At 71.2% G+C, this 15,617-nt stretch carries 13 protein-coding genes; 5 read left to right on the top strand and 8 right to left on the bottom strand.

Going from position 1 to position 15,617, the window contains the following annotated elements; all coding sequences use genetic code 11:
• Window positions 1–431, bottom strand: a 431-nt coding sequence (locus G472_RS0119915) for a hypothetical protein (protein ID WP_029009612.1), incomplete at its 3' end; no start/stop codon positions are given.
• Between the two features lie 370 nt (window positions 432–801).
• On the opposite strand from G472_RS0119915, the gene G472_RS0119910 reads away from it, so the two are divergent.
• Both G472_RS0119910 and G472_RS0119905 read left to right on the top strand, forming a co-directional pair.
• Window positions 802–1,050 carry a DUF2312 domain-containing protein gene (locus G472_RS0119910; protein WP_029009784.1) on the top strand — a complete coding sequence of 83 codons (249 nt, stop codon included), beginning with the start codon at window positions 802–804 and terminating at the stop codon, window positions 1,048–1,050.
• 8 nt (window positions 1,051–1,058) lie between these two features.
• Window positions 1,059–2,549 (top strand): TrkH family potassium uptake protein, encoded by a 1,491-nt coding sequence (locus tag G472_RS0119905; protein WP_245593534.1) that lies wholly within the window; start codon window positions 1,059–1,061, stop codon window positions 2,547–2,549.
• A 34-nt stretch (window positions 2,550–2,583) separates the two neighbouring features.
• On the opposite strand, the gene G472_RS0119900 is transcribed toward G472_RS0119905, so the two are convergent.
• Complete coding sequence (locus G472_RS0119900) at window positions 2,584–4,788, bottom strand: anthranilate synthase (RefSeq protein WP_029009782.1); 2,205 nt, start codon at window positions 4,786–4,788, stop codon at window positions 2,584–2,586.
• 203 nt (window positions 4,789–4,991) lie between these two features.
• Window positions 4,992–5,666, bottom strand: a complete 675-nt coding sequence (locus G472_RS34445) for a cation efflux transmembrane domain-containing protein (RefSeq protein WP_051341054.1) — start codon at window positions 5,664–5,666, stop codon at window positions 4,992–4,994.
• A 211-nt stretch (window positions 5,667–5,877) separates the two neighbouring features.
• Between G472_RS34445 and G472_RS34440 the strand changes: the two genes are divergently transcribed.
• The gene (locus tag G472_RS34440) at window positions 5,878–6,318 is read left to right on the top strand and encodes a CBS domain-containing protein (RefSeq protein ID WP_035693145.1); all 441 of its coding nucleotides are present in this window, start codon (window positions 5,878–5,880) and stop codon (window positions 6,316–6,318) included.
• 34 nt (window positions 6,319–6,352) lie between these two features.
• On the opposite strand, the gene G472_RS0119885 is transcribed toward G472_RS34440, so the two are convergent.
• On the bottom strand, window positions 6,353–6,646 hold the full coding sequence (locus tag G472_RS0119885; protein ID WP_029009781.1) for a hypothetical protein: 294 nt from the start codon (window positions 6,644–6,646) through the stop codon (window positions 6,353–6,355).
• Between the two features lie 172 nt (window positions 6,647–6,818).
• Here G472_RS0119885 and G472_RS34435 point away from each other — a divergent pair, with 172 nt between their 5' ends.
• Complete coding sequence (locus tag G472_RS34435) at window positions 6,819–7,829, top strand: response regulator (RefSeq protein ID WP_051341053.1); 1,011 nt, start codon at window positions 6,819–6,821, stop codon at window positions 7,827–7,829.
• 202 nt (window positions 7,830–8,031) lie between these two features.
• A complete protein-coding gene (locus G472_RS0119875; RefSeq protein WP_029009780.1) occupies window positions 8,032–11,532 on the top strand; it encodes an indolepyruvate ferredoxin oxidoreductase family protein in 3,501 nt (1,166 codons plus the stop codon).
• Between the two features lie 86 nt (window positions 11,533–11,618).
• Here G472_RS0119875 and kdsA read toward each other — a convergent pair whose 3' ends face one another.
• The 4 genes from kdsA to tpiA form a co-directional block, all read right to left on the bottom strand.
• Complete coding sequence (gene kdsA, locus G472_RS0119870; protein ID WP_029009779.1) at window positions 11,619–12,449, bottom strand: 3-deoxy-8-phosphooctulonate synthase; 831 nt, start codon at window positions 12,447–12,449, stop codon at window positions 11,619–11,621.
• Between the two features lie 24 nt (window positions 12,450–12,473).
• Window positions 12,474–14,102: a CTP synthase gene (locus G472_RS0119865; RefSeq protein WP_029009778.1), complete on the bottom strand. Its 1,629-nt coding sequence runs from the start codon at window positions 14,100–14,102 to the stop codon at window positions 12,474–12,476.
• A 184-nt stretch (window positions 14,103–14,286) separates the two neighbouring features.
• Window positions 14,287–14,613 (bottom strand): preprotein translocase subunit SecG, encoded by a 327-nt coding sequence (gene secG, locus G472_RS0119860; RefSeq protein WP_029009777.1) that lies wholly within the window; start codon window positions 14,611–14,613, stop codon window positions 14,287–14,289.
• 134 nt (window positions 14,614–14,747) lie between these two features.
• Window positions 14,748–15,503, bottom strand: coding sequence for a triose-phosphate isomerase (gene tpiA / locus G472_RS0119855; protein WP_029009776.1), 756 nt, complete (start codon window positions 15,501–15,503; stop codon window positions 14,748–14,750).
• Window positions 15,504–15,617: the final 114 nt, after the last annotated feature.

Here is a 15,617-nt window from a genome sequence, read left to right as displayed (position 1 = left end):
AGGTTGGCCTGGGACGACAGCACGTCCATGACCTGGGCGCGGGTGATGCGCGGCATGAACTCCATGGCCATCGCCGTCACGCCCGCCTCGGCGTAGGCGCGCACCGCGTCGCGGTCGGCGTAGGGGTTGAGGATGGCGATCAGCGTGGCGCCGCGCCGGATCAGTCCCAGTTCGTCCGCCCCCCCCTCGGAGGCGAGCAGCGGGCGCTGCACCTTCAGCACCACGTCGGCGTCCTTCAGGGCCGCCGCGGCGTCCGGCGCGATCACCGCGCCCGCCGCCTCGTAGGCGGCGTCGGTGACGGCAGCGCTCACGCCCGCACCGGTCTCAACGACCAGGTCGAACCCCAGGGCCTTCAGTTTCTTCACCGTCTCGGGCGACGCCGCGACGCGCTTCTCGTGCGGCCGTCGCTCCTTCGGTATGGCGATCTTCAAGTTTTATCCCCCCTGCCGAGAAGACGCCGATGCGCAAGCGGATCGGCAAGAATGGTTAGGCTGAGCCTGCGGCAGGCATGTTTGCCGCATCCGCCGCGCTTTGTGAAGTCGCCCGCGCATCGGGCTAACCGGCACAGCGGCGCGGCACCCTAACGCGAGAGGCGTGAAAAGTGACCTACCCCAAAGGGCAGGAACGGTCCTCTCTCGCAGGACAGGCGTGGGATGGCGCCGGGGTGTGCCCGCGGCGCACACCGCCGCCGGGGATGCGCGCCCTGCGCGCCGCACCCCTTGCGGAGCGGCGGGCCGCCCGATATCGTCCCCGGCAGACACATGCACTCACCCATCTCGTTCAGTTCAGGGAAGTTTAACCATGACCGATGTCGGCGGCATCGCAGCGGAGCGTCTGAAGTCCTTCATCGAGCGCATTGAACGCCTTGAGGAGGAAAAGAAAGGCATCGGCGACGACATCAAGGAAATCTTCGCCGAGGCGAAGGGTACGGGCTTCGACACCAAAATCATGCGCCAGATCTTGCGCCTGCGCAAAATGGATACCGCCGACCGGCAGGAGCAGGAGACGATGCTGGAGCTGTACAAGCAGGCCCTGGGCATGGTCGACTAGGGGTTCCCGTGAACGCCGAGGCGGTGCGGCCGGACGGCCGCGGGCAGCGCGGGTTTGATCTGCGTCCCGTGCTCTACATCATCGGAGCGCTGGTCAGCGTCACGGCAATCGCAATGCTCGTGCCGATGATCGCCGACGTGGCATCGCGCAACCCCGATTGGATGGTCTTCGCCGCCGCCTCGGCGCTGACGCTGTTCTTCGGCGTCCTGCTGATGCTGACCAACCGGACGCCGGAGATGGCGCTGAACCTGCGCCAGGCGTTCCTGCTGACGGCGCTGAGCTGGCTGATCATCCCCGCCTTCGCGTCCGCTCCGTTCATGGTGTCGCAGATCGGCCTGTCTCCGGCCGACGCCTATTTCGAGGCCATGTCGGGCCTGACGACCACCGGGGCCACGGTGATCGTCGGCCTCGATTCGCTGCCACCCGGCCTGCTGCTGTGGCGGTCGCTGCTGCAATGGCTGGGCGGCATCGGCATCATCGCCATGGGCATCGCCATCCTGCCGTTCCTGCGGGTCGGCGGCATGCAGCTCTTCCGCTCCGAGTCGTCGGACCGATCCGACAAGGTGATGCCGCGCGCCGGCGATCTGGCGGTGGCCGTGGCGTGGGTCTACCTGACCCTCACGCTGGCCTGCCTGGCCCTGCTGGCGGTCGCCGGCATGTCGCTGTTCGACGCCCTCAACCACGCCATGACCGCCGTGGCCACCGGGGGCTTCTCGACCCGCGACGCCTCGGTCGGGGGGTGGCAGAACGATTGGGTCGAATGGATCCTGGTGGTGTTCATGCTGCTGGGGGGCATGCCCTTCGTGCGGTTCATCAGCGTCTCGCGCGGCGACCCCGCCCCCCTTCTGCGCGACACCCAGGTGCGCTGGTACGTCGGCTTCATCGCCGTGGTGTCCATGGGGCTGGCCATGTGGCTGCACGGGGTCGGCGACATCGAACTGCACGACGCGGTGCGTCTGGCCACCTTCAACGTGGTGTCGGTGGTGACCACCACCGGCTATGCCTCGGCCGACTACAGCCTGTGGGGGCCGATGCCCGTCATGCTGTTCCTGATCCTCATGACCATCGGCGGCTGCACCGGGTCCACCTCGGGCGGGCTGAAGATCTTCCGTTTCGAGATCCTCTTCATGGTGCTGCGGGTGCAGGTGCTGCGGCTCTACAGCCCGCACCGCATCATCCCGCTGCGCTACAACAACAAGCCGGTGGATGCCGACGCCATGGTGTCGGTGATGAGCTTCGGCTTCGTCTACATCGCCCTGATGTTCATCGTCGCCCTCATCCTCGGCGCCCTGGGGCTGGAGTTCGAGACCGCCTTCTCCGGCGCGGTCTCCGCCGTCGGCAACATCGGCCCGGCCCTCGGTCCGATCATCGGCCCCGCCGGCACCTTCTCCCCCCTGCCGGAAGCGGCGAAGTGGGTGCTGTCCTTCACCATGCTGCTCGGCCGGCTGGAGTTCTTCACCGTCCTGGTGCTGTTCAGCGGCGCCTTCTGGAAGCAGTAGGGGGAGGCGGCCGCAGCCGCCCCGCCCTCCCCCGTCACGCCGCCGCGGCACGGTCCCGCCGTCCGGCGAGCCCGGTCATCACCGCGGCGATCAGCCGCATGCCGATCCCGTCCTGCGCCGTCAGGATCGATTCCGGGTGGAACTGCACCGCCGCCACCGGCAGGGTGCGGTGCTCCAGCGCCATGACCAGCCCGTCCGCGGTCTGCGCCGTCACCGCCAGTTCCGGCGGCAGCGTCTCGCGCCGGGCGAACAGGGAGTGGTAGCGCCCGACCGCGAAGCGCTCCGGCAGGCCGGCGAACAAGCGGCCCCCCAGCAGCCGCACCTCCGACGCCTTGCCGTGCACCGGCTCCGGCAGGGTGCCCAGCGTGCCGCCGAACCGCTCGGCGATGCCCTGCAGGCCGAGGCAGACGCCGAACACCGGCACGCCCGCGGCCAGGGCGGCGTCCAGCGTGCCGGCCACGTCGAAGTCGGCGGGCCGGCCGGGGCCGGGCGACAGCAGCACCAGATCGGGCGGGTCCGCCGCCAGCGCCGCCCGGGCGTAGGGGTGGCGCAGCGTCGTTACCGCCGCTCCCGTCCGGCGGACGTAATCGGCCAGCGTGTGGACGAAGCTGTCGTCGTGGTCCACCAGCAGCACCCGCCGCCCCTGCCCCGCCGTCTCCTCCGGCCCGGCGGTCGCCACCGCGGGCGCCGATGAGGGGCGGATCGCGTCGAACAGGGCGGCCGCCTTCAGCCGGCACTCGGCGTCCTCCGCGTCGGGATCGCTGTCCGCCAGCAGGGTGGCGCCGACGCGCACATGGGCCATTCCGTCCTGCAGGCGGATCGTACGCAGGGTCAGCCCGGTGTCGAGGCCGCCGTCGAATCCCAGCCGCCCGAAGGCGCCGCCGTACCAGCGCCGCGGCGCCACCTCCGTATCCTCCAGGAACTGCATGGCCGCCCGCTTGGGCGCCCCGGTGACCGTCACCGCCCAGGCATGGGTGAGGAAGGCGTCCAGGGCGTCGAAGCCCGCGCGCAGCCGCCCCTCCACATGGTCCACGGTGTGGATGAGCCGGGAATACATCTCGATCAGCCGCCGCCCGATCACCCGAACGGAGCCGGGCTCGCACACCCGCGCCTTGTCGTTGCGGTCGACGTCGGTGCACATGGTCAGCTCCGCCGCATCCTTGGCGGAGTTGAGCAGGGCCAGCACCCGGCCTGCATCGCCCAAGGCGTCGGCGCCGCGCGCGATGGTGCCGGAGATCGGGCAGGTCTCCACCCGCCGCCCGGCGACGCGCACGTACATCTCCGGGCTGGCGGCCACCAGGAACTCGCCCCGCCCGAGGTTGATCAGCGCCTCGTAGGGTGCCGGGTTGGCACGGCGAAGGCGGCGGAACACGGCGGAGGGCGCGTCGGCGCAGGGTTCGCTGAAGGTCTGGCCGGGCACCGCCTCGAACAGGTCGCCGCGGCGGAAGGCGGCGCGCGCCCGCTCCACCACCGCCCCGTACGCGCCGGGTGCATGGTCGCAGCCGCCCTGCGCGTTGGTCATCGGGCGATAGGGATGATCGGTGCCGTCGCGGGGCAGCCCCTCGGTCGACCGCCCGTCCGCCGCGAACTCCCACGCGACGCACCGCGCCACGCCCGCCGCCGGGTCCACAGCGGTCAGCCGGTCCGGCAGGTACAGGACCAGGTCGCGCTGGTCGTCCGGCCGTTCCAGCCGCCGGCGCACCGGCTCGAACTGGAACGCAAGGTCGTAGCCGAACGCACCGTAGAGGCCGAGCAGCGGATCATCCGGCCCGGCGAACAGGTCGCGCACCACCCGCAACACCGAGAAGACCGAAGGCTGGCGGCTGCGCTCCTCCTCGGTGAAGGGACCGGCGGGCCGGCGGACGAGCGCCGTCAGGCGGGCCGGCGCCGCCTCCACCGCCGCCACCGCGTCGGTGCCCCGCAGAGCCACCGCCAGGGCCGGCAACAGAACGGTGCCGCGGTCGTTGAGCGCCTCCACCCGCACCGTGCGGCCGCGCGCGGTCAGGCACAGGGGCGGGTCGACGAACCCCAGGGCGGCGCGCCGGTAGCGCCCCGGCGCATCGACGCCGCAGGCCAGCACCAGGCCGCGGCGCCGGTCCAGGGCGTCGATCACCGGGTCGAGGGCGCGGGCGTACGGCAGCGGCTCGGCCGTACGCGTGACGGACAGGCCGCCGCCGGTGCTGCGGCGGCGGGGAAGCAGCAGGTCGGGATCGGCGAGGAACAGGTCGGGCGGGATCATGGGGGGCTCCGGGTATCCTGGTCGTTGATGACCGCGGCACACCCGGAGATCCCCCTGCGACGCAAGGCCCCCCCTGGATACGCGAGAGGCCGCCCGGGACATCCCCGGGCGGCCTCGATCTCGTTCACACGCGCACGCGCAGCGCTGGCCGCCCGGTCAGTCGGGCCACCACCAGCGGCGGGAAAGGGCGGGTGCGTTCGTGTTCATGGTGCCAAGCTTGACCCGCCGGGCCCGGTCCTGTCAACCGCCGATCCACCGTAGAGCGCTCGCATCCCGGCGCGCGCCTGCCGGATGGTGGACCACGCGGCGCTCAGGCACAGCGCGGCGATGCCGCCGGCGACGATGGTGTCCGGCCAGCCGGTGGCGGTGCTCCACACGCCGGCGGCCGCCGCCATCACCGCGATGCTGGCCATCGCGTCGTTGCGCGCGCAGAGCCAGACCGAGCGCAGGGTCGCACCGCCGCGCCGGCCGGCGAACAGCATCGCCGCCAGCGACAGGTTCACGCCCAGCGCCAGCAGACCCACCAGACTCATCACCGGCGCGTCGGGAACAGTGCCGGCGGCGGCGTTCCAGGCGGCCGAACCGATCACCCAAAGGCCCATGGCGCCCAGCAACAGCCCTTTTGCCAGGACGGCGCGCGAGCGCCACTCCAGCGCCCGGCCCAGCACCCACAGGCTGACGCCGTGGGTTGCGGCGTTCGCCAGGAAGTTCAGCGCATCGGCCCGCAGGGCCATGGAGTCCGCCGCGATGCCGGCGGCCGTCTCCACCGCGAACATCAGCGCGTTGATCACCAGCGCCGCGCGCAGGATGCGGCGGAAGTCCGCCTGCCGGTCCCCCGGCGCCCCCGTCCCGCACGACCCGCCGCAACACCCGGCCATGACCGCCCCTCCCGGCACCGCGCATAGGTCTTACCGCGTCGGTATCGGGGACAAAACCCTGACCGCCGGCGGCTCTTGCGGGAATGCTTATATGAACGAGGCCCCTTGCGTCATTGCGCCACATCAGTGTTACCCTTGATCGTTGGGCAGCCAAGCAAAGACGGGCGGCCGCCAACCGCCACCGCTGCCGCAGCCAGAGGGGAAGACGTTCATGACGACCATCGCCGATCTTCTGAAGTCGAAAGGCCACACCGTCGTCTCCATCCTGCCGTCGGAGACGGTGGACTTCGCCGCCCGCACCCTGACCGACAAACGCATCGGCGCCGTCTGCGTCCGGGACCGCCGCGGCAAGCTGGTGGGCATCCTGTCGGAACGCGACATCGTGCGCGCCATCGCCGAACGGGGCGAGGACGCCCTGAGCATCAAGGTGGAGGAGCTGATGACCAGCCAGGTCCGGACCTGCCGGCCCGGCGATTCCATCAAGGACCTGATGCAGATGATGACGACGCGCCGTCACCGCCACGTGCCGGTGTGCAACGACCTGGACGAGCTGGTGGGCATCGTCTCGATCGGCGACGTGGTCAAGGCCCGCCTGGAGGAACAGGCCCACGAGGTCGCGGTGCTGCGCGACCTCACCCTGGTCAAGGGCTGAGCGGCCGGGGGCGCCACAGCCCCCGGCCACAGCATCACTTGCCCCGCAGCGGCCGCTTGCCGCGGTCGTCGTGCGGGGTCGGCGGCACGTCGCTGAGACGGCCCGATGCCGGGCCGCGCGTCTGGCCGGTATCCTCGCCCACCGTGTCGGTGGTCCGCGGCCCGCCGCCCGAGGCGGGCGGCGCGTCGGTGTAGTCCCCGGTGCCGACCCCCATACCGCGTCCGGCGCGCCCGGACGTACCCCCGCCGGCGCCCATCGGCCCGAAATCGGGTGCGCGTTCGTTGGTCACCGTCTGCGCCTCGCGCTTCGGCTTATCGTCTTCAGCCATCTCCGAAATCCTCCGTTCGTCCCCGAAGGCCAACACCCCTGTCCGGGCGGAGTTCCGGATATCGGATTGGCACTACCCCCTCTCCACGCCGTGCGGTTGCAGGTCCCGGGACCGACATGGGGAAGCGAACGCCGCACTCTCCCCGGGACATTCGAGCCGCCGCCGACCGCCCATGCACACCGCCGCACCCCTCCCGTCCAACGGCCGTCTGCGCATCCTGGTTGTCGATGACAACCCGATGCTGCGGCGCGGCCTGCGCGACATGCTGAGCCTGTGGGGTCGGGCGACGGTGTCCACCGCGGCCGACGGGCTGGAGGCCAAGACGGTGCTGCGGCTGGAACCCATCGACGTGGTGCTGACCGACTGGGCCATGGCCCCGGTCAGCGGCGCCGCGCTGCTGGAGTGGATCCGCCGCAGCGACGACGGTCCCCGCCGCGACCTGCCGGTCCTGGTGCTGACCGGTCAGGCGGACGTGGCGACCGTGCGCGCCGCCTGGGACGCCGGGGCGGACGCCGTGCTGGCCAAGCCGGCCTCGGCCACCGCCATCGCCCGCCGCATCGAAGAGGTTCTCCGCCGTCCGCGCCGTCACGCGTTTGAACCGGACACACCGATGCCCGCCGGAACGGCGCCCGCCCCCGGCGACCCGCTGTTCCCCGGCCTGGAGGCGCCGAACCGCGCCGCGGTGCTGGCGGCCACCCGCCGCGCCGCCATCGCCGGCCCCGACGACCCGCTGCGCCTGCCGCTGCCGGGAACCGGAACGCCGGAGCGGCAGCGGCGGCGCCTGCGCCTGCTGATCGCCCTCGATCGGCTGGAGGCCCTGGCGGCGCAACCCCTGCCCGACCGCGACCGACTGCGCGACGCCGCCGCCGCGGTGCGCGACGCCGCCGACGACCCGCTGACGGAGGAGCTGGCGTCCGCGCTGGCCGCCTGCGTGCTGGAAATGCACCCCGGCGACGAGGGATTCGCCGAGGCGATGGCGGCTCACCTCGGCGCCTTCCGCTGGGCGCTGGCGGCCGACGACCGCAACCCCGGGACCCGCCGCAACCTGCTGGTTTGCCTGCGCGCCACCGTCCGCGCGCTGGCCAACCGCCGGCGTCCGCCGCAGGAGCACGGCCCCGCGCCCGACGACCGGCGGCCCGCCTCGCGCCCCGGCGGGCTCCCCCCGGGGCCGTTGCCGTCCTGATCGACGGAACGGGAATGTCCCGAACGCCCCTCAGCCACCATGTTGTGTTTCAGGCCGGGTGCGGGGACCCGACGCTTCCTTGCTTTTTGCACGGTCCCGCGCGCCGCCCGTTTACGGGTACGGCAGCAATGATTACCTTTCTTGAGCGCCAACAATAAGAACCACCGCGCAGCGGGCGCGCGCACCGGAAGGGGGAAAGACCATGGCTCTTGCGACCGTGACGTTGGAGGACAAGTACGCGCTCGAACAGGGACGCGTCTATCTCACCGGCACCCAGGCGCTGGTGCGCCTGCCCATGATGCAGCGCCGGCGCGATGCGGCGGCCGGCCTCAACACCGCCGGATTCGCCTCGGGCTACCGCGGCTCGCCGCTGGGCGGGCTGGACCAGGGCTTCTGGAACGCCCGCCGCTTCCTGGAAAAGCACCACATCGTCTTCCGCCCCGGCGTGAACGAGGAGCTGGGGGCGACCGCCGTGTGGGGCACCCAGCAGGTGGGGCTGTTCCCCGGCGCCACCCACGACGGCGTCTTCGCCATGTGGTACGGCAAGGGGCCGGGCGTCGACCGCTCCGGCGACGTGTTCAAGCACGCCAACGCCGCGGGCACGGCGCGCCACGGCGGCGTGCTGGTGCTGGCCGGCGACGACCACGCGTGCAAGTCCTCCACCTTCCCGCACCAGTCCGAGCACGCCTTCGTGCACGCCATGATCCCGGTGCTGAACCCCGCGGGCGTGCAGGAGATCCTGGACTACGGCCTGATCGGCTGGGCGATGAGCCGCTATTCCGGCTGCTGGATCGCCATGAAGACGATCGCCGAGACGGTGGACAGCTCCGCCTCCGTGTACGTCGACCCGCACCGGGTGGACATCCGCATGCCGGATGACTTCGTCATGCCGCCGGGCGGCCTCAACATCCGCTGGCCCGACCCGCCGCCGGAGCAGGAGCACCGGCTGATGCGGCACAAGCTGTACGCCGCTCTGGCCTTCGCGCGGGCCAACGCCCTGGACCGGGTGGTGATCGCCTCGCCGCGGCCGCGGCTGGGCATCGTCACCACCGGCAAGTCCTATCTGGACGTGCGCCAGGCACTCGACGAGCTGGGCATCTCCGACGCCATGGCCGCCGACCTGGGCATCACCGTCTACAAGGTCGCCATGCCCTGGCCGCTGGAGCGCGAAGGCGCCCGCCACTTCGCCGAGGGGCTGGAGGAGATCATCGTCGTCGAGGAGAAGCGCGCCGTCATCGAGAACCAGTTGAAGGAACAGCTCTACAACTGGCACCCCGACGTCCGCCCCCGGGTGGTTGGCAAGTTCGATGAGAACGGCGAGTGGATCCTGCCCTCGGCCGGGGAGCTGTCGCCGGCTCAGATCGGCGTGGTCATCGGCCGCCGCCTGCTGACTTTCGTCGACAACGAGCAGATCCGCCGCCGCGTCGAGTTCCTCGACCGGCAGGAGAAGCAGAAGGCCCACAAGGCGCGCGTGGAGCGCAAGCCGACCTTCTGCTCCGGCTGCCCGCACAACAGCTCCACCGTGGTGCCCGACGGCAGCCGGGCGCTGGCCGGCATCGGCTGCCATTACATGGCCACGTGGCTGGACCGCAAGACCGACACCTTCACCCAGATGGGCGGCGAGGGCGTGCCCTGGGTGGGCCAGGCCCCCTTCACCACGGAAAAGCACGTCTTCGCCAACCTGGGCGACGGCACCTACTACCACTCCGGCATCCTGGCGATCCGCCAGGCCATCGCCGCCGACGTGAACATCACCTACAAGGTCCTGTTCAACGATGCGGTGGCCATGACCGGCGGCCAGCCGGTGGACGGCACGCTGACGGTGCCGCTGCTGGCCCGGCAACTGTCCGCCGAGGGGGTGAAGCGCATCGTCGTCCTGTCCGACGAGCCGGAGAAGTACGACGCCGGCAGCGGCCTGCCGCCCTACACGGCGGTGGAGCATCGGGACGAGCTGGACCGCATCCAGCGGGAGCTGCGCGAGGAGGGCGGCGTCACCGTCCTGATCTACGACCAGACCTGTGCGGCCGAGAAGCGCCGGCGCCGCAAGCGCGGCCGGATGGCCGACCCGGCCAAGCGGGTGGTCATCAACGAACTGGTGTGCGAAGCCTGCGGCGACTGCTCCGTCAAGTCCAACTGCGTGTCGGTCGTGCCGGTGGAGACGGAGTTCGGGCGCAAGCGGCAGATCGACCAGTCCTCGTGCAACAAGGACTATTCCTGCCTCAACGGCTTTTGCCCCAGCTTCGTGACCGTGCACGGCGGCACCCTGCGCAAGCCCCGGCCGGCGGCCGGCGGCGGACCCGACGTGTCGGCCCTGCCGCAGCCGGTCCTGCCGGACATCGCGGTCAGGCCGTGGTCCATCTACGTCACCGGCGTGGGCGGCACCGGCGTGGTGACCGTGGGCGCCCTGCTGGGCATGGCCGCCCATCTGGAGGGCAAGGGCGTCGGCGTGCTCGACATGACCGGGCTGGCCCAGAAGGGCGGCGCGGTGACCAGCCACATCCGCATCGGCACGACGCCGGAGGACATCCACTCCGTGCGCATCGCCGCCGGCGGGGCGGACGCGGTCATCGCCTGCGACGTGGTGGTGGCGGCGGCCGGCGACGGGCTGTCGAAGATGGTGGCCGGGCGCACCCGCGCCGTGGTCAACGCCCACGAGACCATCACCGCCGACTTCATCAAGCGGCGCGACTTCAAGGTGCCGGTGGAGGATCTGGTCGGCGACATCCGCGCCGCCTGCGGCGGCGACGCCATGGTGTCGGCCGCCGATGCCACCCGGCTGGCCACGGCCCTGCTGGGCGACAGCATCGCCGCCAACCCGTTCATGCTGGGCTTCGCCTGGCAGAAGGGGCTGATCCCCCTGTCGGCCGAGGCGCTCCTGAAGGCGATCGAGCTGAACGGGGCGGCGGTGGCCATGAACACCCGCGCCTTCGAGTGGGGCCGGCTGGCCGCCCATGACCCGGCGGCGGTGGAGGCGGCCGCCCGTCCGCCGGCCGCTGCCGCGTCGGATGCGGCGATCCTCGACCAGCGCCGCCTGTCGGCGGGACCGGATGAGGTGATTGACCGCCGCGCCGCCTTCCTGACCGCCTACCAGGACGCCGCCTACGCCGGCCGCTACCGCGCCCTGGTCGACCGGGTGCGCGCCGCGGAGGCCAAGGCCATGCCCGGCTCCACCGCCCTGACCGAGGCGGTGGCCCGCGGCTTCTTCAAGCTGATGGCCTACAAGGACGAGTACGAGGTGGCGCGGCTCTACACCGAGAGCGGCTTCTTCGACCAGCTCGACCGCATGTTCGAGGGCGACTGGCGGGTGCAGTTCCACCTCTACCCGCCCATTCTCGGCGACCACGAGGCCGACGGGCGGGAGCCGAAGAAGAAGACCTACGGACCGTGGATGCGCAAGGCGCTGGCCCTGCTGGCCCGCGGCCGGCGGCTGCGCGGCACCGCGCTGGACCCCTTCGGCTGGCTGCCGGAGCGCCGGACCGAACGCCGTCTGATCGCCGACTACGAAGCGACGATCGCCGAGGTGCTGGGCCGTCTGACCCGCGCCAACCACGCCATCGCCGTGGAGATCGCCGGCCTGCCCCTGGACATCCGCGGCTATGGCCCGATCAAGGAGCGCAACCTGGCCGACGCCAGGGCGCGCGAAGCCAGGCTCCTGGACGCCCTGCGCCGGCCCGCCCCGCCGCAACCCCTGGCGGCGGAGTAAGAGGGGGCTTACCCACCGGCCCCCTCCGGCCTTCCCCCGTCGACGATGGGGGAGGGTCGGGTGGGGGCCCGGTGCGGGCTCTGCGCTCAGTATCCCTTGGCCAGACGGTCGAACGCCTGCAGGCGGGCCAGCAACTCCGGCATGTCGTTGAGCGGCACCATGTTGGGGCCGTCGCTGGGGGCGCGGTCGGGATCCTGGTGGGTTTCCACGAACAGGGCGGCGGCGCCCACCGCCAGGGCGGCGCGGGCCAGCACCGGGACGAACTCCCGCTGGCCGCCCGACGAGGTCCCCTGCCCGCCCGGCTGCTGCACCGAATGGGTGGCGTCGAAGACCACGGGAAAGCCGGTTTCGGCCATGATCGGCAACGACCGCAGGTCCGACACCAGCGTGTTGTAGCCGAAGCTGGCGCCGCGCTCGCACAGCAGGACGTTCTCGTTGCCGGCCGCCACCAGCTTGGCCGCCACGTTCTTCATGTCCCACGGGGCGAGGAACTGGCCCTTCTTGACGTTGACCGCCCGGCCGGTCTGCGCCGCGGCGACCAGCAGGTCGGTCTGACGGCACAGGAAGGCGGGGATCTGGAGGACGTCCACCACCTCGGCCACCGGGGCGCACTGGTGCGTCTCGTGCACGTCGGTCAGCACCGGGCAGCCGAAACGATCGCGGATCTCGGCGAAGATGGGCAACGCGCCGTCCATCCCCAGGCCACGGGCGGCGTTGATCGAGGTGCGGTTGGCCTTGTCGAAGGACGACTTGTAGATCAGCCCGATCCCCAGCCGCCCGCACATCTGCGCCAGAGCCTCCGCCATCTCCAGGGCGTGCTCCCGGCTCTCCATCTGGCAGGGGCCGGCGATCAGCACGAAGGGCCGGTCGTTGGCGACCGACAGCGGGCCGATGCGGACGGTGCGGGGGGTGGTCATGGGGACGTCCTCACAGGGTGCGGATCACACCAGCCGGCTCTGCGCGATCGCCGCCTTGATGAAGGAGGTGAACAGCGGGTGCGGATCGAACGGCTTCGACTTCAGTTCGGGGTGGAACTGCACGCCGATGAACCAGGGGTGTTCGGGGATCTCCACGATTTCCGGCAGTTCGCCGTCGGGCGACAGGCCGGAGAACAGCATGCCCACCTTCTCCAGCCGGTCCTTGTAGTAGACGTTGACCTCGTAGCGGTGGCGGTGCCGCTCGGAGATGTCGGTGGCGCCGTAGATGTCGGCGACCTTGGAATCGGGCAGCAGCCGGGCGGGATAGGCGCCCAGCCGCATGGTGCCGCCGAGGTCGCCGGCCTCGGCCCGCTTCTCCAGGCTGTTGCCGCGCATCCACTCCGTCATCAGCCCGACCACCGGGTTGCCCGGCCGGCCCAGCTCGGTGGAGCCGGCGTCGACGATCCCCGCGAGGTTGCGGGCCGCCTCGATCACCGCCATCTGCATGCCGAAGCAGATGCCGAAATAGGGCACGTTGCGCTCGCGGGCGAACTGGGCGGCGCGGATCTTGCCCTCGGTCCCGCGGGAGCCGAAGCCGCCGGGGACCAGGATGCCGTGCACCCCTTCCAGACGTTGGACGGCGCCGTCCGTCTCGAAGATTTCGGAATCGATCCAGTCCAGCCGCACCTTGACGTTGTTGGCGATGCCGCCGTGGGTCAGGGCCTCGCCCAGCGACTTGTAGCTGTCCAGCAGGCTGGTGTACTTGCCGACCACGGCGATGGTCACCTCGCCGTTGGGGCGGCGCACCCGCTCCACGATGTCGGTCCAGCGCGACAGGTCGGGCTCGCCGGTGGTGGGCAGGCCGAAATAGGCCAGTACCTGGGTGTCGAACCCCTCGTCGTGGTAGCTGATCGGCACCTGGTAGATGGTGTCCACGTCCAGCGCCGCGATGACCCGTTCCGGCCGGATGTTGCAGAACAGCGCGATCTTGCGCCGCTCGCTCTCGGGGATCGGACGGTCGGCGCGGCACAGCAGGATGTTGGCCTGGATGCCGACCGACAGCAGCTCCTTCACCGAATGCTGGGTCGGCTTGGTCTTCAGCTCGCCCGCGGTGGGGATGTAGGGCAGCAGGGTCAGGTGGACGAACAGCGCCCGCTCCTGCCCCACCTCGTTGCCGAACTGGCGGATGGCCTCCAGGAACGGCAGGGATTCGATGTCACCGACGGTGCCGCCGATCTCGCAGAGGATGAAGTCTTCGTCGCCCACGTCGGCGCGGATGAACTCCTTGATCTGGTCGGTGACGTGCGGGATCACCTGCACGGTGCCGCCGAGGTAGTCGCCGCGGCGCTCCTTCTCGATCACCGTCTTGTAGATGCGGCCGGTGGTGACGTTGTCGCCGCGCCGCGCCGACACGCCGGTAAAGCGCTCGTAATGGCCGAGATCCAGGTCGGTTTCGGCCCCGTCGTCGGTGACGAACACCTCACCGTGCTGGTACGGGCTCATGGTGCCGGGGTCGACGTTGAGGTAGGGGTCCAGCTTGCGCAGCCGGACCTTGTAACCGCGCGCCTGCAGCAGCGCCCCCAGTGCCGCCGACGCCAGGCCCTTGCCCAGCGAGGAAACGACTCCGCCCGTGATGAAGATGTAGCGCGTCATGACCGTCCAAAGACCTCAGATCCGGAATCCGTCCCCGACTCGCGGATCGCATGTTCCCCAAACGAAAGAGGCGGCTTCGGGGATGCCGCCTCTCGTGTCTTCGACCGCCCGGTCCCGGGCGGGATGGCGCCGGATCGCGGCGCCGCGGCCCTTTTATCACGGCATCGAAACGATACCGTCGCTATCACTGCGCGACCGGCGGGGCCGGCGCCGAGGGTGCCGCCGGAGCGGCGGGCTGCTCGACCGGAGACGCCGGGATGGTGTCGATGATCGAGGTCGGCGCACGGTGCGCGCCGGCGAGGATCGCCAGGATGATGCTGGTCGTCATGAAGCACGCGGCGAGGATCGCGGTGGTCCGCGTCAGCAGGTTGGCGGTGCCGCGCGCCGTCATCATGCCGCCCATCGTGCCGCCGCCGATCCCCAGCCCGCCGCCTTCCGACCGCTGGATCAGGATGACGCCGACCAGTGCGACGGCGATGAGCAGGTGAATGACCAGAACCACCGACTCCATGAACCCGCTTCCTTCCGAGTGACCAGATCCAATAGGGCAGAACTTCGCCCAAACCGAGAACGCGCCGCGGGCCACGTCGACCGTGGCCCGGGGCGCGCTTGCCCCGCCGTTTTAGCGCGCTCCGTCCGCGGACGCTAGCGGCAACTGGTGGCGATGGCCCAGAAATCGTCCGCCTTCAGGGAGGCGCCGCCGACCAGCGCGCCGTCCACATCGGCGACCGCCATCAGTTCCCCGGCGTTGGACGGTTTCACCGAGCCGCCGTAGAGGATGCGCACGGCGTCGCCGTCGGCCATGCGGTCGCGGAGCGCCCGGCGGATGAAGCCGTGCATGGCCGCCACGTCGTCGGGGGTGGCGGTCTTGCCCGTGCCGATGGCCCACACCGGCTCATACGCGATGACCGTGTCGGCGGCGGTCGCCCCCTCGGGGATGGAGCCGGCGAGCTGGCGGCCCACCACCTCCTGCTCGCGCCCGGCGTCGCGCTCGGCCTCGGTCTCGCCGACGCAGATGATGGCGACCAGGCCGCCGGCGTGCGCCGCGGCGGCCTTGGCGGCGACGGCGGCGTCCCCCTCGCCGTGGTCCTGGCGGCGTTCGGAGTGGCCGACGATCACGAAGCGGCAGCCGGCATCGACCAGCATGGCCGGGCTGACGTCGCCGGTGTGGGCGCCCTTCTCCTGCGGCGCGCAGTCCTGGCCGCCCAGGGCCAGCGGGCTGTCGGCGATGGCCTCGCCCACCGGGAACAGCAGCGGAAAGGGCGGGCAGACCAGCATGTCGAAGGGCACGGCACCCGCCCCCTTCAGCCGGCCGGCGAGGTCGGAGGCCAGATCCAGCCCGTCCCTCTTCAGCCCGTTCATCTTCCAGTTCCCGGCAATCAGCTTACGGCGTTCGGCCATGGCGTCGTGTCCTCCGGCGGTGTTTCGTTTTTCGACGCTTCGCTGTCTAGCAGGAGACCGGTGCGTTTTCCACTGCCCGACCGGGTGGCCCGGCCCCCCGCGTCCGGTCCATAC

The organism is Azospirillum halopraeferens DSM 3675, from assembly GCF_000429625.1.
GTDB lineage: Bacteria > Pseudomonadota > Alphaproteobacteria > Azospirillales > Azospirillaceae > Azospirillum > Azospirillum halopraeferens.
This window is presented reverse-complemented; position numbering and strand designations above follow the sequence as displayed.

Bases quoted from the DNA above. Each gene is read 5' to 3' on its own strand.
- G472_RS0119910 (WP_029009784.1), top strand. From the start codon at position 802: ATGACCGATGTCGGCGGCATCGCAGCGGAGCGTCTGAAGTCCTTCATC.
- G472_RS0119900 (WP_029009782.1), bottom strand. From the start codon at position 4,788: ATGATCCCGCCCGACCTGTTCCTCGCCGATCCCGACCTGCTGCTTCCC.
- G472_RS34445 (WP_051341054.1), bottom strand. From the start codon at position 5,666: ATGGCCGGGTGTTGCGGCGGGTCGTGCGGGACGGGGGCGCCGGGGGAC.
- G472_RS34440 (WP_035693145.1), top strand. From the start codon at position 5,878: ATGACGACCATCGCCGATCTTCTGAAGTCGAAAGGCCACACCGTCGTC.
- G472_RS0119885 (WP_029009781.1), bottom strand. From the start codon at position 6,646: ATGGCTGAAGACGATAAGCCGAAGCGCGAGGCGCAGACGGTGACCAAC.
- G472_RS34435 (WP_051341053.1), top strand. From the start codon at position 6,819: ATGCACACCGCCGCACCCCTCCCGTCCAACGGCCGTCTGCGCATCCTG.
- G472_RS0119875 (WP_029009780.1), top strand. From the start codon at position 8,032: ATGGCTCTTGCGACCGTGACGTTGGAGGACAAGTACGCGCTCGAACAG.
- kdsA (WP_029009779.1), bottom strand. From the start codon at position 12,449: ATGACCACCCCCCGCACCGTCCGCATCGGCCCGCTGTCGGTCGCCAAC.
- G472_RS0119865 (WP_029009778.1), bottom strand. From the start codon at position 14,102: ATGACGCGCTACATCTTCATCACGGGCGGAGTCGTTTCCTCGCTGGGC.
- secG (WP_029009777.1), bottom strand. From the start codon at position 14,613: ATGGAGTCGGTGGTTCTGGTCATTCACCTGCTCATCGCCGTCGCACTG.
- tpiA (WP_029009776.1), bottom strand. From the start codon at position 15,503: ATGGCCGAACGCCGTAAGCTGATTGCCGGGAACTGGAAGATGAACGGG.